Genomic DNA, 22844 nt, shown 5'->3' on the forward strand with positions numbered 1-22844 from the left:
GCCTACTTGTAGATCGTTTCTTGCCACTTGATCTCAACCCGGTACCCCGCGAAGTAACCGCCAGTGTACTGCGGAGTACCGTTGAAGGATTCCTGCCACTTGCTGTGCCCGGGGACGAACGACTCGTTGTCGATGTCCGTCCACGCTCGGTAATTGACAGTGAGGGTGTCTCCCTTGGACTTCGTGACGTTGTACTGCAGCGAGTAGGACCCCAGGACGCCCTGTGCCTTCCGGTCTTCCTTGCCCACAACCAGACCGCCGAGGTCGGAGACGTACACACCGGCCATCTGCAGGACGTTGAGGTCCTCGCCGTCCCGGTTCTTCGTCGTGCTGTAGTCCTCGCGTCCGCTCTTCTTTCCCGTGAACGCGAAGTTGGCCGCAATTGACTCGCGCGCGTCCTTCATGCTGGAGCTCTCGACCAGGATGCGCGTCAGCTCGTCGTCGCCGTCGAAGTTCTGGTCGCCCATGCGGTTCTTGAGTTCCGGGCTTCCCCAGATCCAGCGCCAGGCCAGGCTCCACGGACCACCACTGCGGACCTTTCCGTCACCGCCGAAGTCCTTGCTCGCCAGTTGGCCGGAGGGCGGCCGGTTGGACATCTGGGCCTCCATGAACATCTTCTGGAGCCTGCGCATCTCCGGGCTCTGGCTGAACGTGATCGGCAGCGGGTCCGGGCCCATCAGCAGCACCACCGGTTGGAACTGCGCCAGGGTCAGCGGCAGACCTCCGCTGGGCAGCACCGACGACGTGCCAGCAGTGCCCGAGTTGCCACTGGAAGTGCCGGAGCTGCCACCGGAGTGGAACGGCGGAGCGACGTTCTTGTCGGCCTCGATCATGTCGTCGGAGCAGTCCACGCCAATGGTGCAGCTGATCGAGCCCTGACCGCTGGGGTCCGCGAGGGTCACCGGGTTGTTCTCGGCGTACCCGTAGCCGTTGAGGGACTGGTGCTTCGCCGTCTCCAGGAGCGGGTCGACGCTGATGAAAGCGCCGAGTACCGGGTCGTACTCCCGGGCCGCGACATGGGTCAGGCCGGTCTTCTTGTCGGACGTCTTGCCGAGGAACCCGCGGTCGTCGACCCAGGTGCCGACCGCGGCCTGCGTCCGCTCCTCGCCGAAGGCGTTCAGTGAACGCCGGGTGATGGCACGCGTCCCGGCCTCGATGGCCAGACTGGATGTGCCATGGTGGTCGCCGACGAGGTAGTAGAGCTTGTTGGTGCCGCTCTGGTTGGTGCGGACGGCGACCGTCAGTTCCTGGGTCCCGTAGTGGCGCTGGGCCCAGACGGTACCGTTCTTGCGCAGGTGGACCTCGGTGGCCCCAGCATAGAGCACCCGCTCACCGTTCGCGGCGGCCCGGATGAACAGGTTGCCGTCGGCGTCGTACGTGTAGTCGGTCGCGTCCGTCCCCTCGGTGAGCCGGGCGAGCCTGCCCTCGGCGGACCAGGTCAGTTCCTGCCTGGCCGTGGCGCCGGGGCGGTGCCAGGTGTTGCCGGACGCGTCGTAGTCGTAGGTCTGCGCAGGGCTCGCGCAGTCGCCCTTGGTTGTGGTGCCGGTGACCGCATGCTTGGCGGCTGCGGCAAAGCAGTAGGTGGTCGTGGTGTCGCCACCGCTGATGTGCTCGGTCTCGGTCTTTCGCTGGCCGGCTTCCGTGTAGGAGTAGCTGGTCCAGTACGGGGCCGGACCGCCCAGGCTCGTGGCGCTGCGTACGGCGGAGCAGCTTTGCGAGGCCGGGGTCCAGGCGTCGGTCAAACGGCGGAAGCCGTCGTAGGCGAAGCACTGGGTCTCGGGCTTGGCGCCGGCAACCGTGCTCGGGTCGCTGATCGACTTGATGTTGCCGGCGTCGTCGAAGGTGTAGTTCAGGTCTTGGACCAGACCGAGGGTGAGGTCGGTGACGTGGCTGCGCAGCAGCCGTCCGGTGCCCTCCTCGTAGGTGTGGTTGACATACGTCTTCTTCTGGTCCTCGGTGTTGGCCTGGCCCAGCACGAGTTGCTGAACCTGGCCGAGCATGGAGTAGTCGGTGTCCAGGAGGTAGCCGGTGGAGCCGTTGACGGACTTCACCTGAGCGAGGCCGGTATATCCGTACTTCACGGCTTCCGAGGGCAGTCCGCCCAGTGCGGGCTCGGTCTTGTTCTCCAGGGTTCCGTCAAGGTTGTAGTGACTGCTGAATGCGATGGTCGAGGGCACTCCCGCCGTCACCAGGGCGTCGTCCGCGGGTAGGACGATCTCCGTGGCCACCGCGCGGTCGAGGCTGTCGTACTCGGTGACCTTGCGGATGTAGGCCTTGCCCGTGGTACCGCTGCCGCCGACGTAGCGGATCGACTGCGACGGCTTGCCCTTGACGACATCGTCGTAGACCTGTTTGGTGAGCTGGTTCGCCGCGGTCTTGGAGTTGGCCCAGGTAGCGGTGATGCGGCCGATGTCGTCGTAGTCGGTCAGCACGGACTGCTGTCGGGCGTCCGTGACCTTGACGGCCTGGTCAAGGACGTTGTAGTCGGTGTGCGCCGCGCCCTTGTCCGGGTCGTCGACGTTGGTGCGCCGGCCGAACAGGTCGTACCCGTAGGTCCACTTCGCCTGGTCGGGACCGGTGACGGCGAGTTCCTTGTCGTCCAGCGTGTAGGAGGTACGCACCGAGGTGTAGGCGGCTCCGGCGTCGTCGCCATACTCCAGGTCCGCCGGGCTCTGTCCGGCGTACTGACGGGTCTCGACGGTCCGTCCCCGCCCGTCGACGATGGTGCGCTGGGCCACACCGCCCTCCAGGGCCGACGTCGCGATCGAGTCACCGGTGTACGTGGTGGTGCTGGTCCAACGCTTCACGCCGTAGAAGTGGACCGTACGGCTGGTCTCCCGCTCGGCGCCGTCGTAGGTCGTGGTGGTGTGGGTGGGCGACTGGCCGTATTCGGTGCGGGTGTAGGTGCTGGTGGGAGTGGTGGTGGAGTCGTAGATGTCGGCGTACGTCTCGTACGGCATGCCGCGCGAGTTGTAGCGGGTGTCGGTCAGGACGCGGCCGGTGCCGGCCGGGGTGGGCGACTGGGTCTGCAGCTTGCGCAGCAGTGCGTCGTAGAGGTCGTACGTCGTGTTGTAGGTCTTGCCGTCCGCCTTGAGCGTCGACGTGGACACCCAGGACGGCTTGGTGGCGCTGAGCTTGTAGGCGAACGTGCTGTTGGCGGCGTCGCTGGCGCGCTTGCGGTTGGGCAGCCAGACGGCGGTCAGCCGGCCCATCGCGTCGTAGGCGAGTTCCGTCTTCTTCAAGGCGGCGTCGTAGGTGCGCTCGGCCAGGCCGCGCCGCGGGTCGATAAACGTGGTGGTCTTGTGGCCCATGGCGTTGGTGACCACGGTCTTGGTCAGCGGACCGGCCGTCGGCGGCGTGTACTCGGTCGTGGTGGGCTTCTGGCCGGCGTCGGTGATGCCGACGACGCGACCGAGGGTGTCGTAGGTCGTGGTGCTGATCGTCTGCCAGCCGGTCGGCAGGCGCAGGCCTGCCGCGTCGGCCGTGGCCGGGTAGCCGGTGGCCCGGCCCGTCCAGGTCACCTCGCCCTTGGTCGGCTCCTGCGCCGGCTTCCAGGTACTGGCTCCCGCGGTGTCGTACACGCTGGCCGTGTCGGACAGCACATCGCCGCGCTTGTCGACGGCCGCGGGCAGCGACAGGGAGCCGTCGGTGACCGGGCAGAGCCTGCCGACCACCTGGACCCGTGAGGTCAGGCCGGTGATCCCGATGGTGTCGTTGCGCGCGTACCAGGTGCGCGTGCAGGTCTCGTCACCGCTCTTGGCGGTGTCACCAGTGTCCTCCGCGGCAGTGATCATGCCGTAGTCGTCGTAGGTGTTGGCGATCGTGCGGGCCCGCCACGTCTTCGGTGCCGTCAGGTACGTGTAGGTGGTGGCCTCCGCTCCGCGTACATATCGGGATCGGTGGTCGGTGGCGCCGGGCACCGTCTGGTGGGCGGTCTCCTTCGACCACGGCTTGTTCACGGTTGCCTTGATTGGCGTCGTACCGTTGTGGACGACCTGCTCGCGCAGTTGCCCGGCGTACTGCGGGCTGTCGGTCAGCGAAGGCAGTCCCAGGGCGGGAGTGGCCAGCGGGGCGAGGCTGACCGAACGGGTGGTGCCATCGGCCTTCTTGTCGCCGTCCATGCCCTGGAAGAAGAGCGAGACGGTCTTGGAGCGGGTCGAGCCGACCGCGCCCTTGGTGACGGTGACCTCGCGGTAGCCGCGCCAATCGGACCAGGTCCGCTCGTCCGAGGGCGTGAACGGATCGTCGTTGAAGTGCCAGGCCGCACCGGTGTAGTCGTAGGCGTTCTCCACCGGCTCGTTGTTACCGGCCGGGTCAGAGGTGACCACGGCGAGTACGCGGTACTTATGGAACCAGTCCACCGATGCGTTCTCAGCGCCGTTGATGTTCCAGTACTGCGGGTAGCAGGAGCGCGTGTTGGTGTCCTGCGGAGCGTTGATGACGCTGCCGCGCACACACTCCTCCGACGACAGTGTGACCGTTGTCAGGGCACCGGTCTCCGAGGTGATGGTCGAGACGCGCGGCCGCCGCAGGGGCAGGATATCGTCGGTGCCGTCGACCCGGTTGGGCCGCATCTGGTAGGTGAAGCCGATCGGTTCGTTGGCGATCTCGGTGCCCGCCTTGGCCGTGCGGCGGATCGACATCAGCGCCAGGGTCTGGTCACTACTGTCGCCGATGTCGCCGCCGTCCAGGTATTTCTGGGTGAGGTCCCAGGTGTCGACTGCCTTGTAGGCGCTGTCCGCGGCCGACCAGGAGAACGTGTTGATCTGGGTCAGGCGCTTGCGGGTGAAGAAGGCCGGGCCCGACGAATTGCATTCCTTGTCGCCGTCGGAGCAGATCGCGTCGAACGGCACGTCCGGCCAGTTCTTCGCCGTGTCCTTGGTCAGCGAGGAGCAGTCGTCGGCGGTGCAGCGCTCCGCGTGTCCGAAGGTGACCTTCGCGTCGGCGTCGTCGGTGAACAGCGCGTCCTTGCGCAGGCCGTACTTGATCTCCTTCAGATAACCCCCGCGTGTGTAGGCGGTATTGGCGGTCTCGGCCTTGTTCTTCTTGTAGTGGTTGGTTTCCTTGGCGTACCAGTACGTGCCGGCGTTACCGCGGGTGGTCTCGACATAGTCGAGGTTCCACCGCCAGGCCTGGGTGAGTGCGCGGTCACCGAAAGCGTCGCCCTTGACGTAGCCGGGCTCGCCGGTGTCGTCACCGAAGACCGGGACGGTCCACACCGAGTTGGTGCGCTGGTCTCCCGCGCCGTCGAGCTTGTCCAGGCCGAACACGTACTTTGTGCCGTCGCCGGTGACGACGGTCCAATATTCGCCGTCGTCGTCGCCGTTCTCGGCGCCGGTGCCGCGGGTCACCGTAGAGGCGTCGTCGTCCTCCAGGCGCCAGTGGTCTGTGTCGTCGTCCTTGACCAGTCGGCTGGACTTGCCGTTGAGCACGAGGCGCGCGTTGTCGTACTTCCAGCAGCGGTCGAAGATGTCCACATGACCGTCGTCGTCGCAGCTGCCATAGGCTCGCTCGACGTAGGAGTCGGTGAGGCCGAAGCCCTCACCGACAGCGGTGCCCTGGTTGTTGGTGGTCGCCGTACGGCCGTCCACACTGCCCGAGTCGTACGTCAGGGTCAGCGTCGGAGTCGGGTCGGCGGCGGCCGGCGGCAGGGGGAACTTCTGCGACCAGGTGAAGGCGCCTGAGCTGCCGCCGGCCTCCCAGGACGAGGCCGCGGACAGCGCGGTCGCCGAGTAGTCGCCGGTGCCGGACGGGGATTCACCGGCACCCGCCGAGAGGGCGGTGACGGCAAGGACGGTAGGGGCCGCCGCCGTCTCCCGCCGGGCGGCGGTACCGTTGCCGGCTCCAGTGAGGTGCGCATCGGCCGACACGGTCCTGGCGGTCCGGTCGTTCTTGGACTCCAGCGGGGTCTGCCGGCGGCACTCGGCCTTGGCCGGCGTGGTCAGCGCACACGCCGGAAGCTGGACAAGGCGCAGCCGCCCGGCCCAGTCGCCTCCGATCGCGCTGGCGAACGAGTCGTAGCCGACACTCACGCGCGCGCGTCCGGAGGTATCGGCCTCGGCGGTGAGCAGGACACCGGTGACACCGGACCGCTCCGCCGCCTCCTGGTCCAGCACGGAGACGCGTGCGTCGGTGCCGGCCGCAGTCAGAGCCTCCGCCCTGGGCTGCACCGTCACAGGAATGCCGGCCGGTGCGGCCGCGCCCTTGCGCTTGCCGCCGAGGGCGATGACGGCCGTGCCGGGCTTGGGCCAGGTGGCCCTCCGGTCGTCCGCCGCCCGGAGCGCCTGCCCGCTGTTGGCCTGCCGCAGTTCGGCGGCCTTCTGCCGGGCCCTCTTCGCGCCGAGCGTGCGCACCTCCTCGACCTCGCTCACCCGCTGTTCGGGTACGTCCGGTGGGCTCACGGAGTCCGTTGCCGCCTCCGCCAGGCCCACAGGTGCCAGCAAGGAAAGTGCCACCGCGACAGTCAAGAACCGCACGTCGCGGCGTCTGTGTGACGCGCCCCTGCCAAATCTCATGTTCTGCCCCCACCGTTCTTTCCGGCCCACAGGCCGGAATGTGAATTCATCGAGTCGGGTTGCAGCGCCTCACCATGCCGAGCCGCATCGTGGCGCGGCGCACCCGGTCGCGGCGCGGTCGGCGGCCCGTCATGGCCGCCGACCACTCCTGACTTACCGTCAGTCACCAACGAGCGTGTCGATCTGGTCCGGGCCCGCCATGGCGCCGGCCCACACCAGGACCTCCTCGATCCGGCCGGGCAGGTAGTGCTGCCAGGCACCGTTCGTAAAACCCTTGCCCAGGGCGAAGTCGCCCGTTCCCGTCTTGGCGGTGAACAGCAGGTCGTCGCCGTTCTGGTTGTGCCCCAGGTAGAGGCCGATCGTGCCGGTCTGGGCGTCGAAGATGCCTGTAAGCCGTACGACACTGTCGGCCGCCGCAGCCTCGTTCGAGATGACGGAGCTGAAGGTTCCGTCGGCGTTCAGTCGGCCGAAGTGCCACTTGCCGGTCGGCACGACACGCTCCTCCAGCGTCTCCTCGTCCAGCACCGTCTCCTTGTCGGTGATCTGGTACCAGAGTCCCCACGCGGAGCCGTCGGTCGTGCGCTGGCCGAGGATATGGCCTATGTAACCGGTCTCCTTGGCCGCGAGTTTGGCGGCGTCCAGTTCAACCCTCGTGGTCACCGTGAACGAACCGGTGTCGTCCACGAGCGGTCCGCCCGTAGTGGCCCCGTCGTCGACACCGTCCAGGACAATCGATTCGCCGTCCAGGGTGGCCCCGTTGGCCAGGGTCAGGTTCTTGCCGTAGCCGGAGATGCTGTCGGCGACGGACGTACCGCTACCGAGGGCCGCGTCCCAGTCGGCGACCAGTTCCACACCAGCGTGGCTCTCCGAGGTGAGCAGCCTCGCCTCATCGGCGATCTCCTTGTCACCCAGGGCCCGCTGCCAGACGGCGACCTCGTCGACGGAGCCGTTGAGGTAGTCGAGGTAGTTGTCCGCGTGCATCAGGCGCCCGATCTCCAGGGGGCCATCCGCGCTCCACGCCTCACCCGCGTCGACCTTGGCCTGCAGGATTCCGTTCAGGTAGAGGGAGACCTTCTTGGCCACAGCGTCATGAACGCCGACCACATGCGTCCACACTCCCTTGGGGGACGGGTTCGGTGCCGCAGCCTCCCGGAAGGTACCGTCCTTCGCCAAGACGCGCAGGCTCCACGTGCCGCCGTAGGAGACGATGAAGGGGCTGAACTTCTTGCTGAACGGACTCGTCGTCGCCGCGGTCTGGCTCAGGACGGTGACGGTCTTCGTCGATGCCGGGTCCACCCGTACCCAGGCCGCGACGGTGTACGACGACCGGGTCTCCAGGACGTTGGTGTCGGTCGCCGCGTACCCGGTGCTGCCGTCCAGCACCAGGCCCCGGTCGGTGACAGGGGTTTCCAGCGGTACGCCGGCGGCGTCATGTGTGATCAGCCCGCGCCGTCCGCGGTCGTCGCGGCTCGCCCCGCCGGAGAGCATTGCGTTCCGCCGACTGGTGCCTACGGCGGTCGCCGAGTCGATGGCCGCTCCCTCGGTCTCCGCGAACCGCCACCGTCCGACGGCGCTCTGGCCCGCGTCGACAAGCACGTCTACGACGTTCTGCGCACCGGGCCGACCGCTGCCGACGTTGTCGATGGCACGGGCGTAGATCCGCAGCGTGCCCGAGCGGTCCGGTGTGATGGTTGCCGTCGGTTTGGACGCGGGGATCGACGTCGACCAGGCCGCCTGGGTGCTCAGCTTGTACTGGTAGCTGGCGATGTTGGTGTCACCGCTGGAGCCCTTGGCGAAGGTGAAGGTCATGCTCTGCCCGGGGCCGCCGTGCGCGCGGCAGTCTGTGCTCGTGCACAGGGTGTACGGCGTGCCGACGGTGATCACCGGGGCCTTGGGCGCCGTCGGGTCGACCTTGAAGTAGCAGTACCCGGTCGTCGACCCGTTCGACGGTCCGGACAGGTAGCTGCTGCCGCCGTTGTAGTACGAGCGCACCCACGCCCGGTACCGGTAGAGTGTCCCCTCTTTCAGGCTCGGCCAGGTCGTCGACAGAGCGGTGCCGTCGACCGCGTATCCCGACGTGGGTCGCTGGTCGGCTCCGGCGGTGACGGGAGTGTCGACCCAGGTGTTGCCGCTCTGGGCGTCCACGTCGAAGGCCACCCGCAGTTGAGCGTCCTTCTCACCGCCGGACGCGGTCTGCGCCGTGGCTCGCAGTAGCGGCGTCAGCGTGGACACGATGGCCGGGTCGGTCACGTCGGTCTCGCAAACGGTGCCCGTGCCGGTCGCCACGCCGATATCGGTCGGCTTGGCGGGTAGCCCCACGAAGTCGACGGACAGCACCGCGTCGTTCTTGAAGCGCTTCCAGGCGGAGGTGTCGCTCTCGTCGTGTGCCCGGATTTCTAGGGTGAGGCGGGAGAACTTGCCCGCAGCGAAGTCCCGTACGGTCGGCGTGAGATTCTCATCCGTCTCCTCCGGGTTGTCATTGAATTCGATCGGTGCATCCGGTGAGTCCGGGTCACACAGCGACCCGCGGCCCGCCGAGACGTCCCGGTCACCCATCCGGTCCAGTTCCTTGGGACGCGAGGACCAGGTTGTGGCGGACGAGATGTTGTTCGTGCGGACGAGATCCACCCAGCGCGGATCGCACTGGAACGCCCACGGCTCGGTAACCCGGAACGTGGCGTCCAGGACCTGCTTGCCCTTCAGACTGGCCGGCGAGAACTCGAAGTAGAGCCGCTGTACATAGCCCGGACCGCAGTAGTAGCTGTTCCATGTACCGCACTTGCCCGCGCCCTTGCCCAGGCCATCGTCCCCGTTGCCCCAGGCGTAGGACTCGTAGCCATCGCTGCGCAACAGTGTGCGCTCGGACTCGCTCCAGGTCACACTGGGGTCGATATACAGCGGGAAGTGGTCGGCGGCCGTACTACCGAGCATCTCCGTGTCCGGGGTGAGGGCGAGCGAGTCCTGGGTGACCTCGACGTCCATCTTGGCGACGTTGTCGCCATTGCGGGGTTCGGTGAGGTCGGCGTCGGCTGTAGCCGCAAGGTCGGCCGGGGCGTCGGCGGACGCCGAACGCTGGACCGGCCCCGCCTGCTCAGCTGTGAGCGCCTTCTCGGCGGTCGCCGTGCCGGCCGAGTCCCACATCTGCGCCGGGGGTGCCCGGAAGGGCGTGGCACCGTTGCTGTCCAGGGCCATCAGGTTCCCAGCCGTGCCCTCGCGCAGCTTCAGGCCCACGGTCCGCAGGTCGTACGTGACCTCCTTGAGCGCGGCCCCGGCGGCCGCCTGCGGTGTCTTGACGACGAGGATGTGCTGGAAACCCTCGGTCGACGCTGTCACCCTGAGGTCGACGTCCGGCAGGACGTCGCTGTACACGGCACTCGCGCCGTCGAGCTTCGGCGCGGGCAGTCTGCCTCGCCAGCTGAGGGCCAGCGAACGGCCCCGGTCGGAGATCCTGACCAGCGGATCATCCGCTCCGCCGCCAGAGAACTCCATGTCTACCGCAGCGGCCTTCGGCGCGACCGACCCGTCCGCCCGGACCTCCAGTGTCGGGTCCGGTGCCTGCCAGCCGCCGTTCTTGGCCACGCGGACGGGGATGGCTGACTCCTCCAGTGTGAAGGTGTAGCCGTCCGGATTTGCGAACACCGTCGTCCGCTCGGACCGCTGACCGGTCACTTCAACGCGGCTGCCCGACTCCTTGGCCTGCTCGAGCAGTTTCTGCTCCACGGTCAGCTGAGGAGACTCCTCGGCACGCGCCGGCGCGATGAGCAGCATGGGCAGCAACGCCATGCCTGCGCCGACGGCGACAGCTCCCAACCGTCTTCTTCGCGTACCGCCACGGCGACGCCCCCGCCCGATCTTCACAGCTCCCACCCCAGATTCACAGCAGACACATGAGCCCCCAGGAGAACAAGACGAAAAGTGAACGGTCAATGGATTAACGAAGTACGCAGCCCTGGACGGCCGAACACCAGCAACCACTCAGCCAATCTCAATGATCACTAACAGTGATCATGTTTATAGAGTGCTCCCATGGGCAAGCGCGTCCGCAACTTCGTTCAGACGCCAATTAGTTGTGGGCGCGGTGGAAGTTGCACGAGAAACCATCGCTACGCTGAGTGACCCGCACGGCCGAGTGGAGCATTCGGCCCAGCTGGAAAACGGCCCGCTTCACACCCTCGTCGATGGCGTGATCCAGCGCATGCACCGGCGGGGACGTCGGTCTACGCCCCGGTGTGGGCAGCCGCGCGGACAGGGTTCCGTCAGAGCTCAGGCAAGGGCGACTACATCCGCACGAGTGGAAGACTCGGCGACAGGTGCCCGTTCCTCCCCGATGTGCTACTGGCTTTCGACCTACCGGCGGAGGAAACAGGTGCTACTCCTTGCTCGCTGCGGATGCGAAGTACAAGGGCTGTGCCAAGAAGTAACGTCTCCCGCGAAGACCGCCACCAACTCCTCACCGACATCGCAGGCAACACCCGCCGGAGCAGCCCCTCGCGCTGGTGGTCCACCGCGCTCCGAATCCCCCTGAACGCATCCTGGGGTTCAAGGGTCCCTGCGGCCTCCTGATGCCTCTCGCAAGAGACCACCCCACGTGGGGGCCTTTACGGGTGCCGCGTGCCACTACGTGCCATTCCTAAGGGCCAACAGCGGCCACTACAGACACCATCCGGCCGCTGGCCAAGGGCACTTCTGCACAGGACTTTCCCTTGTCAGAGTCATGCCTGTCGATCAAGCGCTGGTTGATTCCCAAGCCCAGAGCGCGAGTTCGGTTCTCGTCACCCGCTCCACGAAAAGCCCCCAGGTCACAGCCCCAGGGGCTGCTTGTTGGCCAGACCAGGCCGGGCCGGGCCGGGCTGATCCTGACCTTGATGGCTTGTCCCTCAACAAGTCCGGTGAGTACGGTCCGTGCTTCCTGTCGGGCCGATCCGGAACGTTGCCCCACGGATTGAACGAGCGGCGAACCAGGTTCAACGGAAGTCGCTCGCGAGGCTCATTGCAGTGGCAGCCGGGGGCATTTCCTGGGCCAGGGTCCGGAGGACCGCAAGGTGGGTTCTGGTGACCTCGATGCCGTAGCGGCTCAGGTGGTTCTTCAGGTGCTTGGCGTGGATGTGCTGGCCGGGGCGGTTGCCCGGGAAGAGCCAGGGGCTGCTGCGGTTGGCCTCGACGTTGCGGGGGCCCCGGTTGAGGGCGTGGTCGCGCAGGACCGGTGCGAAAGGATCGGGCACCAGGCGGGGTTCGTGCGGTCGGTCGATGCTGATACGGACTTCGTGGTTGCTCAGGGCCAAGTCGTCAATGGTGAGCGCGGTGATGTGGGCCAGGGGCTGAGCGAACAGGATCAGGATGATGAAGGCCGCGCGGTCGCGGAGAATGTAGTCGGTCGCGGGATCGAGTATGTCGCGCAGGAGTCGCAGGCGTTGTTCGTGGTTGAACGTGCCGCGTGCGGGTTTCCGTCGGCGGGTGACCTGAAGGTTGTACGGCACGCTGAGGTGGTGCGGGAACGCTCCGTCCCCGGCGCCCCACGTGATGAAGGCCCGGGTGCCTTGGCGGCTCGTACTGCCCGTGGCGATCCAGGTGTCGATGTGGGCCTGGGCGCAGGTGGCCGGGGTGGCGTCGTGGTCGCGCAGCCAGGCCAGGAAGGCCTTCGCGGAGTTGATCTCGTGCTGCGGACGGTCGACCAGGCCCGGCGTGAGGGGCTCCTGAGTGGCGCGCTCCCGCAGGCGCAGGCTGTGTCCGGTGGCGAACCGGCTGATGAGTTGCCGGTCTTCCGCCAGTTCGATGGAGGCGAGGGTCCGGGAGAGCCAGGCTTCGAACTGGACCAGGTAGCGGTCGCGCTGTTCGAGGATCTTGTGCTGGACGAGCAGGTCGCGCAGGTGTGCCGCGGACTGCGGGGAGGGATGGTCGTTGAGGGATTCATGGCTGAGGGGCAGCCGGCCGGTTGCCAGATCGGCCAGCAGGGGGGCGACGTGCCGGTTGCCGACGAGCCAGACCAGCCCGGCGTCCGGACGGGGCTGGGTGCGGATGGCCTCGTGCAGGGGCAGCAGGGCAGGGGAGACCTGGCCGGTACCGTCGTCGAGGACCTCGGTGATCCGTTCGGTGAGATGGCAGCGCGGGCATATCACGCCGTCCTGGCGGTGTGCCCACCAGCGGTGCTGTTGCCCCTGGTGCCGGCAGCGGGGACAGGTGAGTTCGGGCATGGCTCAATCGGTACGTCGGAGTCGCTGGATGATGAGGTGATGTGCCACGGTTGATCTTCGGCACAACGCTCTCGGGTCAAGCGGCGGGCGGCGGGCGGATGGTCGTCATGCGTCGGCAGGCAGAAAGTGTAGGCGTGGTCCGCGCTCACCACTTTCCACGAGCCACGCGGCAGGGTCCAGCGCTTCGTCGCGGAGATCACGGAGATCGGGGAGATCACGGAGATCGCTGACCGCCGTAGCGGTGGCGTGACGGCGAACGGATCAACCCGCCCTGCTGGGACATCCGGCTCAATCGTGTTGATTCAACTACGAGTTGCAGCTTTGGGGATGGAACGAGCACCACGTCGCACAGGTCGGCAGAGCAGCGACCTGCGTGCGATACGCCTCCGCATCGAATTGTTCGGCGGCGCTGCCACCGCCATCCCGCGGCGAAATGGCAGTTAATCGTTCTTCGTCTGTTCAACTCGGTTTCCGTCTGAATGCTCCGCCACCCGCCTAGCGTCCGTGAGGGCCGTGAAGGAAGGGACTCATGGAGACACTCAACGCGATCCGGGCTCGTGGGATCACCAAGACATTTGACGATGTCGTCGCACTTGACGGCGTCGACCTGGATGTGACGTCAGGTCAGATTCACGGCCTGGTGGGCCCGAACGGAGCCGGGAAGACAACGCTGCTCGGCCTTCTGCTGGGCTTGGCCGTCGCCGACGCCGGCCAACTGGAGATCCTGGGTACGCCCGTCGGGCGGGCGCTCACCGCTCCAGACGGTGTCGCCGGTTTCGTGGACGGTCCAGGTCTGTACCCGTCGCTCACCGCCAGGCAGAACCTGGCCGCGCTGGCCGCGCTCCGCGGTCACGAAACACGCGCGGCGGGGGTCGACGACGCCCTCGATCAGGTCGGACTCACCGCTGTCGCCGACGACAAGACCCGCGGTTTCTCGCTCGGCATGCGTCAGCGGCTCGGTCTCGCGGCCGCGCTGCTCACCAGGCCCCGGCTGCTCGTACTCGACGAGCCGTCCAACGGTCTGGACCCCGCCGGCAAGAGACACGTACACCGTGTGCTCACCCGGCTCGCGGCGGAGGGGGTGAGCGTCGTGCTTTCGAGCCATCGCATGGACGACCTTGAGGAACTGTGCTCGGAGGTCACCATCCTCGCCACCGGGCAGGTGGTCTTCTCCGGCCCGCTGAGCAAGCTGGCGGCCGAGAACCGTGAACTCGACTATCGCCTGATCACCTCCGATGCCCAGGCCGCCCGCCGCGTCGCTGTCGAGACCGCCGGGATCCTGGTCGTCGACGAGGCCCAGTCGCGGTACGACGCGGAAGCGCTCGTCGTACGGGCGCTGGTGCCGGCCGTGGACGAACTGGTGGTGCGACTCGTCAAGGCGGGCGTCGCGCTGCGCGAGCTCGCACCCGTCGTATCGCCGCTGGAGGCCGCGTTCCTCGCCCTCACCGAGCAGCAGGAGGACTCCCGATGACCGCGACCGCGCCTGCGGCCCTTGTGGACCACCCGAATGGCGGCACCCGTCGCATCCCGGTGTATCGCGCCTACCGCTTCGAACTGGTCAAGCTGGTCTCGCAATGGCGGATCCGCCTGCTGGTCCTCGCCTGCTGGATCGCGCCGGCACTGTTCGTCGTCGCGGTGAGCCAGCAGACAACGTTGCCAGTCGACACTCTCTTCGGCCGCTGGATGCAGGCCACGGGCTGGGCGGGCCCGCTGGTGACGCTCGGTTTCGCGGGCACCTGGGCCCTTCCGCTGCTGACGTCGGTGGTCGCGGGCGACGTCTTCGCCGCCGAGGACCGCCTCGGCACCTGGCGCCACCTGCTCGTAACCGTACGGTCGCCCCAGCGGATTTTCGCGGCGAAGGTACTGGCCAGCCTGACCGTCATCCTGCTGCTGGTCGTCGGCCTGGTCACGTCCAGCGCTGTCGGCGGGCTCGTGGCGGTGGGCAACCATCCGCTGGTCGGCCTCGACGATCACCTCATGACGCCCGGCGCCGCCGCGGGCACCGTGCTGCTCGCCTGGGCCTGCGTGCTGGCCCCGACGCTGGCCCTCGCCGGGATCGGACTTCTCGGGTCCGTCACGCTGGGGCGCTCCCCGATGGGACTGCTGCTGCCCGCGCTCGTAGCGCTCGCGATGCAGCTGGCCCAGATGCTGCCGCTGCCGGCGGTCGTGCGCCTGGCCCTGCCCGGCTACGCCTTCATCGCGTGGAACGGTCTGTTCACCAGCCCTGCACAGCTCGGCCCGCTCCTGATCGGCATCGTGGTGAGCCTGGTGTGGGCCGTGACCGCCACGGCGCTGGCCTATCTGCTCTTCCTGCGGCGCGACTTCACCAATCTGAGCGATGACGGCTTGACGCGCCGCGCGCTCACCGCCGGAGTCCTGCCGCTGGCCGGGCTGCTCGCGGTGACGATCGCGGTCCTTCCCGTGGTGACGACCGCGACCTACTCGGGCTCGGGCATCCAGCAGGCCAAGGTGGAGCACTCGCTGGCCACGGCATTCGCGCATCTCTACCGGATGCAGGCCGATGAGCTCCACCGTCCCGCCGTCACCGAGGCGCAGCTGAGGTCCAGCGCCGCGTGCACCAAGGGCAACGTCGACCACGACGCCGAGGGCGCGGGCAACGACTGGCGCTGCGTCGTGTCGTGGCACCTGCCCGGCAGCGAGGCCACCGGGCAGGCCATCTATCAACTCGACCTCACTGCGGACGGGCGGTTCGTCGCCGACGGTGACGGACCGAAGGAAGTCAATGGCTACTTCCTGGTGCGGACCCCTTACGGGGACACACCGAACCCGCTGTGGCAGTTCGACAGCAACGTCGAACTGCTTTCCACCTCGAAAGGATAATTTGATGCAGGTAGCACGCCGCCGCATCCAGACGGAGAAGGCGGAGAGGGACGACGCCGTCTATCTCGGCAACAGACGCATCGGGCGCCGGGTCCCGCTCATGACTGCCGGGGTCACCGTCCTGGCCGTCGCGGCCGCCGGCACCGCTTTCGCCGAGACCGACTCCTTCGGGACGGTACGGGTCGGCCAGACCACCAGCAACGGGCAGCTGATCTCCAGCGATCAGTACCTCGCCCCCTACGGCAAGCGCCTGGTCATCAACAACGGCAAGATCATGTCGTCCACCATCAGCCCGGACGGCAAGCACATGGCCGCCACCGTCACCGACGGCGGGATGGTGCTGAACATCATCGACCTGAAGAACTACAGGCTTCAGCAGGTCATCGGCAGCGGCGCCGGTGCCGACCTGAAGATCAGCGGTGGTGACGTGGGCCAGGAAGGCCCGACGTACTCGCCCGACGGCAAGCAGTTGTGGCTGGGCCGGGCCGACGGCTACACCAAGTTCACGGTGAACCCGGACGGCAGTCTGTCCAACCCGACCACCGTCTCCATCCCGGCACAGGGCTCCAAGCGCGCTTTGGCGTCTGCGGCGGTGTTCTCCGCCGACGGCTCCACGGTCTACTCCGCGGTCAACGGACAGAACCGAGTGGTCGCCATCAACGCGGCGACCGGCGCCATCGAGCAGAGCTGGAACACGGGCAACGCCCCACGCGGCATGGTCCGGGTCGGCAACAAGCTCTACATCAGCAACGAGGGCGGGCGTCCGGCGGGTCCCGGTGAGGACACGATCAACTCGTACGGTACGCAGGTGCCGGCCAGCCCGGTGACGGGTGCCACCACCACCGGTACGGTCAGCGTCGTCGACCTGGCCAACCCGGCCGCCGCGGCCAAGAGCATCAGTGTGGGTCTGCACCCGACCGCGGTGTACGCCACGAAGAAGACGGTGTTCGTCACCAACACCGCCGACAACAGCGTCTCGGTCATCGACACGGCCAAGGACAAGGTCGTCCAGACCATCTCCACGCAGCCGTGGCCCGAGGCGTCGGTCGGGTACGAGCCCAACGCGGTGACGCTCACCAGCGACAACCGCCTGCTGGTGACGCTCGGCCGTGCCAACGCGGTCGCCGTCTACAAGTACAAGTCCGCGCAGGAGCCGGTCAGTTACGTGGGCCTGCTGCCGACTGACTACTTCCCCGCGGAGATCGCGACCGTCGGCAAGGAGATCGTCGTCTCCAACACGCGCGGTATCGACGCGCGCCGTCCCACCACCGCCGCCGGATTCGGCACCCACGACACCACCTCCAGCCTGACGCACTTCACGCTGCCGGACGACAAGACCATCAAGTCCCAGACGAAAAAGGTCTTCAAGCAGAACGGCTGGACCAACAACTCCGTCCAGCTGTCCAACGGCAAGAGCAAGGCCAAGCCGGTACCGGTGCCGGTGAAGATCGGTGACCCTTCGACGATCAAGCACGTGTTCCTGATCGTCAAGGAGAACCGGACCTACGACCAGGTCTTCGGCGACATCCCCGAGGGCGACGGCGACGCGTCGCTGGCCCAGTTCGGCGAGAACGTCACCCCGAACCAGCACGCGCTGGCGAAGCAGTTCGGCCTGTACGACAACACCTACGACGTCGGCACGAACTCCGCCGAGGGCCACAACTGGCTGATGCAGGCCGACAACCCCGAGTACACCGAGTCCTCGGCCGGTGAGTACCTGCGCAGCTACGACACCGAGGACGACGCGCTGGGCCACCAGAAGTCCGGCTTCATCTGGACCGGCGCGCAGGCCGCCGGCAAGTCGGTGCGCAACTTCGGCGAGTTCCACCAGTTCCTGTCCAAGCCGGCCGACGCGAGCTGGCAGAACCTGTACTGCGATGCCAAAGACATGAAGGCGTCCGGCAAGCAGTCCGCCTACACGCTCACCTCGTCCTCGCCGATACCGTCGCTCAACGACGTGTCGGTGCCCGCCTTCCCGAAGTACGACACCAGCGTCCCAGACGTCTACCGGTCCGAGATCTGGAAGCAGGACTTCAAGAAGAACGGCCCGGCGAACCTGAACATGTTCTGGCTCTCCAGCGACCACACCGGCGGCCCGGTCAGCCCGGCGGCCCAGGTCGCGGACAACGACCTCGCGGTCGGCCGGATCGTCGACGAGATCTCGCACAGCAAGTACTGGAAGGACTCGGCGATCTTCATTGCCGAGGACGACTCCCAGGCCGGCCTCGACCACGTCGACGGCCACCGCGCCCCGGTCCAGATCATCAGCCCGTACGCCCAGCACGGCGTCGTGGACAGCCACTACTACTCCCAGATCACCATGATCCGGACCATCGAGCAGATCCTCGGGATCCGCCCGATGAACCAGAAGGACAGCGCGGCCACCCCGATGGCCTCGGCTTTCACCAAGAAGCCCGACCTCACCCCGTTCACCGCGCTGCCCAACCGCGTCCCGCTGACCGACGGCGTGAAGACCACGCCTTCGTGCGGCGTGGACACCCCGGCCCCGCAGGACCCCCAGGCCGCGGCCGTGCCTGCGGCGAAGGTCCCGGCGAGCATGACGGCGCTCGCGAACGAGTGGAACGACTGGAAGTCGCACCAGCGGCTGACCGGACCCAACGCCGTGCCCGACTACGCGCCCCCCGCGCAGATGGACCACCTGACCTGGTACGAGACGCACAACTGGTCCGAGCCCTACCCGGGCGAGAACAAGATCCACGCACCCAAGGACGTTCCCGGCGCCTACATCCCCTCGTCGGACACCGAGTGACATCGGCTGACATCAGCGGCTGACATCGGCTGAACTCCCGACAGTTGTAAGGGCCCCTGGGCGGCGTCATCGCCGGCCGGGGGCCCTTCCTCTTTTTTCATAGTCACGGGCCAGAAGCCGCATTTGCACCGATTGTCGGGCTTAGCCCGCAGCCCGAGACAAAACGCTCTGAGTAGAACAGCGGCGGCCTGCAGCGGACCGGCCGGGCGCCCCTGACGGTGTGACAGAGAGTCTCTGGTGTGTCGCGCGTATCGGTCAGGCTCGGGTGGGGCTGATCTGGGGCGATGTGTTGGTGGTGGTGGTGTGGTGTGGGTGGGGGGCCGTCGTTTGTACGGGTGGTTGTGTGCGGTGGTTGTGTTGTGTGGTGAGCAGGGTGGTCGCGAGGATGGTCTGGACGGTCAGGACGAGTGCCTGTGTTGTGGGCGTGTCGATGGTGAGTATGGCCATGGTGGTGTTGGTGGCGAGGTGGACGGCGATGGATGCGGCGAGGCCGGCGCGTTCGTAGGCGTAGCCGGTCAGGAGTGCCACCGGGATGACGCTGAGTGAGAACATCAGGCCGCTCCAGCTGAACAGGCCGAGTTCGGCCTGGACCGTTCCCTCGATGAAGAACAGCGGCAGATGCCATACCGCCCAGACCGCACCCAGCACCAGGCCGGTCTGGAGACGGCTCATGGAGGCGCGCAGGCGCGGGTACGCCGTGCCGCGCCAGCCGGGCTCCTCGGACAGCGGACCGGCGACCAGCATGCCGACGAAGAACGGCACGATCCCGCCGACGCTCGCGACCAGTTCCCTGCCCCCGGCCAGGCTCACCCCCGCAACCCCCAGGAAGTCCGCGAGCAGCGCACCCGCCACCACGCTCCCCGAAGCCGCCACCAGCAAAGGCAGCACCCACAACAGCCGCACGCCCTGCCGGAGCTTCACCGCACGGGCGGGCACGGGTTCCCCACGGCGGGCACGGCGAACCCGCACCGCGATCGCACCGAACACCGGGCCGAACCCACCCAGCAGATACGGAACAGCAGCCGGAGAACCCGTCGGCGACCCGCCCAGCACCATCGCAATCAGCCAGAACACCCAGGTCGTCGTAAACGTAACAGCGAAAAAGAGAGCCAGGCCGCTTCGCCCACTGCCGACGTCACCCATCTCGGCCTGCCACGGCGCTTCACCGCTCCCGGTGACTCCAGCCCCGCTCTTCCCCTGAAACATGCCCGCCGCCCTTTCCACCGAGACGCACCCTGCGCCATGCCCAAAACGCTACGGACAGCAAGAACCCGGCACACTGGGCACACCACCCGGCCGTGCGGTGGTGCTGGATACACCCCCACTGACCGGTCGCCGACTGTGCCGCTCAGCAGCCAACCCCGCCCGTTCCTATCCACAGCCGGGGCAGGCAAGGCGTTCCGAAGGGATCGATACTCGGAGCCATGAACGGACAAGCACAGCTCGGTGACTTCCTGAGGACGCGGCGTTCCCAGCTGCGTCCCGCAGATGTCGGAGTGCCCACCTACGGCGAGCGCCGGCGCGTGCCAGGTCTTCGGCGCGAGGAGCTGGCGCAGTTGGCGGGTGTGAGTGTCTCGTACTACACGCGGCTGGAGCAGGGCCAGTCGCAGAGCGCCTCGGCCGAGGTACTGGACGCGATCGCCCGGGCCCTGCGGCTGGACGAGTCCGAGCGGCTGCACCTGCACGACCTGGCCCGGGCGGACCGCCATCGCCCTCGGAACCGGCGGCCCGCGCCGGAGCGCGTGACCGAGGCGGCACGGCAGTTGCTGGACGTCCTGGGGGATGTTCCCGCGGTCGTGCTCGGCCGGCGCAGTGACGTTCTGGCGTGGAACCGCCTGGGCCACGCACTGTTCGCCGGGCACCTGGACCCCGGCGCCCCGGAGAGCGTGGGTGAGCGTCCCAACATGGCCCGGCTGGTGTTCCTCGACCACCACACCCGCGAGCTGTACGCGGACTGGCCCAGTAAGGCCAGGGCGGTGGTGGGGAGCCTGCGGCTCGTGGCGGGCCAGTACCCGCAGGACAGCGCGCTGCACTCGCTGGTGGGTGAACTGGGTTCGAAAAGCGCTGAGTTCGCGTCGATGTGGGCCGACCACCGGATCAAGGCGTGCACCGTCGCGGCTTATGAGATGCGGCACCCACTGGTCGGCACTCTCACCGTCATCCAGCAGACCCTGAGCCACGGGCCCGGCCCCGTGGTCGTCGTCGCCACCACGGAGGCGGACTCGCCCTCGCGTGCCGCACTGACCCTGCTCACCCAGGCCACCATGCCGACCACCACATCGGCCGTCACCCGGCCTGTGACGCAAGAGCCCCTCCCGGCAGAGCCGGCGCGGCCGGGACCGCGGACGCTCACCGGCTGACCCCCTTCCCGCCGCACCCCACCGCGTACCGGGCCTACCGGGCAGCGGCCCTCCGGCCGTCGGCGGATCAACCGCGTGGGTGCCCGGCCCACTTCCACCTCCAGCCAGCCGTACACACACGTCGGCGTGCCGCTGCCGCATGCCCGAAACCAGTGAAGGAAACACCATGTCCAAGAAGTCGCTCGCCCTCGCGGCGGCGTCAGCCGTCCTGGTCGCGGCCACCGCCGCAGCGGTCAGCCCGGCCTCGGCCTCGACCGTTGCCGCGCCGCTGACCGGCCCGCGGGTGTCCGTACACTTCGACCTGGCCAAGGGCCAGACACCGGAGAACATAGCCCTGGCACCGGGTGGCGACGCGTATGTCACCTTCGCCGCGGCCCGCCAGGTCGCCAAGGTCTCCCGCGACGGCACCACCCGGATCCTGGCCACCCTGCCCGAGCCCGCCGACGGCGGCATCCGCACCCCGGTGCTGGGCTTCCCGCTGACGGTTGGCATCGTCCGCGCCGACGACGGCACCTTGTACTTCCTGTACGCCACCGGTACCCCCGACCTGACCGGTGTGTGGCGCCTGAGCCCCGGCGGCACACCGCAGCGGATCGCCGCGCTCCCCGAGAACGGCCTGCCCAACGGCCTGGCCCTCGACACACGCACCCGCATGCTCTACATCACCGACTCCGTACTCGGCACCATCTGGAGGGTGCGCACCACCGGCGGCACCCCCACCGCGTGGTCCACCGCCCCCGAACTGGCCTCCACCGGCTTCCTCGGCGTCAACGGCCTGAAGATCCACAAGGGTGCGGTCTGGGCCACCAACCTCGACAAGGGCACCATCCTGCGCATCCCCATCCGCCCGGACGGTCGCGCCGGCCGGGTCCGGACCGAGGCCACCGGCCTTCAGGGGATCGACGACTTCGCCTTCACCGGCCGCGGCGACCAGTTGCTGGCCACCCTCAACGGCACGAGCGAGGTCGCGCTCGTCCAGCCCGACGGCAGGCACTCCATCGTGCTGACCGCGGCCGACGGCCTGCAGAACCCCACATCCATCGCTGTGCGTGGAGACACCGTCCATGTGACGAGCGCCGCCTACCTCACCGCCAAGGACCCCAATCTGCTCCGCGTCCGCCTGGAGCGCTGATCACCGCGGACAACGCCCCGACAGGGAGCGCACCGGCCCGCCCGGAGCCGTCGCGCCCCTGCCGGCGGCCCCGCCACGCCACCCCACACCTCGCCCGGAACCCTCACAGTACGGAGACACACCATGCAGGACACGAACGAGATCACCCTGGGCGATGTCACGATCACCCGGATCGAGGAGATGCACGGGCCGGTCATGCCCACGGACCAGTTCTTCCCGGACATGCCCGAGCAGGCCTGGAAGGACCACCGGGACACGCTCGTACCCGACCACCTGGGGGCCGACGACGCCATGGTGCACGTCGCCATGCAGACCTGGCTGCTCCGCAGTGGTGGCCGGACGATCCTGGTCGACACCGGTGTCGGCAACGACAAGACCCGCCCGGCCGTCGACGGGTGGGACCACCTGAACCTTGGCTACCTCGCCAATCTCGCCCGCGCGGGTGTACGTCCCGAGGACGTCGACCTGGTGGTCAACACCCACCTCCACGTCGACCACGTCGGCTGGAACACCCGCCTGATCGAGGGCGCCTGGGTACCCACGTTTCCGAACGCCACCTATCTGATGCCCAAGGCCGACTTCGAGTTCTGGAACCCGGCGAACAACCCGGACGTCGCCGGCGGGGTCAACGAGAACGTCTTCGAGGACAGCGTCGCCCCCGTCCACGCCGCGGGCCAGGTCCGGCTGTGGGAGGGAAGCCACACCATCGACGCCCATCTGCGTCTGCTGACGGCCCCCGGCCACACGCCCGGCTCCAGTGTCGTCGAACTGGCCTCGGGCACCGACAGGGCCCTGTTCGCCGGTGACCTGATGCACACCCCCTTGCAGGTCACCCACCCGGATCACAACAGCTGCTTCTGCCACGACCCGGCCCAGGCCCGCACAACCCGGCGCAGGCTGCTCGGCTGGGCCGCCGACACCAACGCCCTCGTCCTGCCCGCTCACTTCAGCGGCCACAGCGCTCTCGAAGTCGAGCGCGACGGCAACGGCTTCGCGATCAAGAACTGGGCGCCGATCAGCCGGTACTGACCAACC

The 22844-nt window shown here is 67.9% G+C and carries 10 protein-coding genes; 6 read left to right on the plus strand and 4 right to left on the minus strand.

Going from position 1 to position 22844, the window contains the following annotated elements; genetic code table 11:
- Positions 1 to 2: 2 nt before the first annotated feature.
- The 3 genes from ACFU9P_RS13775 to ACFU9P_RS13785 form a co-directional block, all read right to left on the minus strand.
- Entirely contained in the window at positions 3 to 6515 is a 6513-nt protein-coding gene (locus tag ACFU9P_RS13775; protein ID WP_376386532.1) for an RHS repeat domain-containing protein, read from the minus strand.
- Positions 6516 to 6674: 159 nt separating this feature from the next.
- Entirely contained in the window at positions 6675 to 10298 is a 3624-nt protein-coding gene (locus ACFU9P_RS13780) for a LamG domain-containing protein (RefSeq protein ID WP_376386549.1), read from the minus strand.
- A gap of 1181 nt (positions 10299 to 11479) precedes the next feature.
- A complete protein-coding gene (locus ACFU9P_RS13785; protein ID WP_384079875.1) occupies positions 11480 to 12706 on the minus strand; it encodes a hypothetical protein in 1227 nt (408 codons plus the stop codon).
- A 529-nt stretch (positions 12707 to 13235) separates the two neighbouring features.
- On the opposite strand from ACFU9P_RS13785, the gene ACFU9P_RS13790 reads away from it, so the two are divergent.
- Genes ACFU9P_RS13790 through ACFU9P_RS13800 form a run of 3 tightly spaced genes read left to right on the plus strand, consistent with a single transcriptional unit; the run spans position 13236 to position 18317 of the window.
- Positions 13236 to 14177, plus strand: a complete 942-nt coding sequence (locus tag ACFU9P_RS13790) for an ABC transporter ATP-binding protein (RefSeq protein WP_376386528.1) — start codon at positions 13236 to 13238, stop codon at positions 14175 to 14177.
- Complete coding sequence (locus ACFU9P_RS13795) at positions 14174 to 15547, plus strand: ABC transporter permease (RefSeq protein ID WP_384079879.1); 1374 nt, start codon at positions 14174 to 14176, stop codon at positions 15545 to 15547. The genes ACFU9P_RS13790 and ACFU9P_RS13795 overlap by 4 nt, the downstream gene beginning before the upstream one ends.
- Positions 15548 to 15551: 4 nt before the next feature.
- Positions 15552 to 18317: an alkaline phosphatase family protein gene (locus ACFU9P_RS13800; RefSeq protein WP_384079882.1), complete on the plus strand. Its 2766-nt coding sequence runs from the start codon at positions 15552 to 15554 to the stop codon at positions 18315 to 18317.
- A gap of 255 nt (positions 18318 to 18572) precedes the next feature.
- Here the strand turns inward: ACFU9P_RS13800 and ACFU9P_RS13805 are convergent, their stop codons facing one another.
- On the minus strand, positions 18573 to 19391 hold the full coding sequence (locus ACFU9P_RS13805) for a CPBP family intramembrane glutamic endopeptidase (RefSeq protein WP_384079885.1): 819 nt from the start codon (positions 19389 to 19391) through the stop codon (positions 18573 to 18575).
- Positions 19392 to 19741: 350 nt separating this feature from the next.
- Between ACFU9P_RS13805 and ACFU9P_RS13810 the strand changes: the two genes are divergently transcribed.
- From ACFU9P_RS13810 to ACFU9P_RS13820, 3 genes are all read left to right on the plus strand, one after another.
- Complete coding sequence (locus ACFU9P_RS13810) at positions 19742 to 20677, plus strand: helix-turn-helix domain-containing protein (RefSeq protein ID WP_384079888.1); 936 nt, start codon at positions 19742 to 19744, stop codon at positions 20675 to 20677.
- 166 nt (positions 20678 to 20843) lie between these two features.
- Entirely contained in the window at positions 20844 to 21809 is a 966-nt protein-coding gene (locus ACFU9P_RS13815) for an SMP-30/gluconolactonase/LRE family protein (protein ID WP_384079891.1), read from the plus strand.
- Between the two features lie 123 nt (positions 21810 to 21932).
- On the plus strand, positions 21933 to 22838 hold the full coding sequence (locus tag ACFU9P_RS13820) for an MBL fold metallo-hydrolase (RefSeq protein WP_384079894.1): 906 nt from the start codon (positions 21933 to 21935) through the stop codon (positions 22836 to 22838).
- Positions 22839 to 22844: the final 6 nt, after the last annotated feature.

Origin of the sequence: Streptomyces sp. NPDC057617 (assembly GCF_042800555.1) — a bacterium.
Classification (GTDB): domain Bacteria; phylum Actinomycetota; class Actinomycetes; order Streptomycetales; family Streptomycetaceae; genus Streptomyces.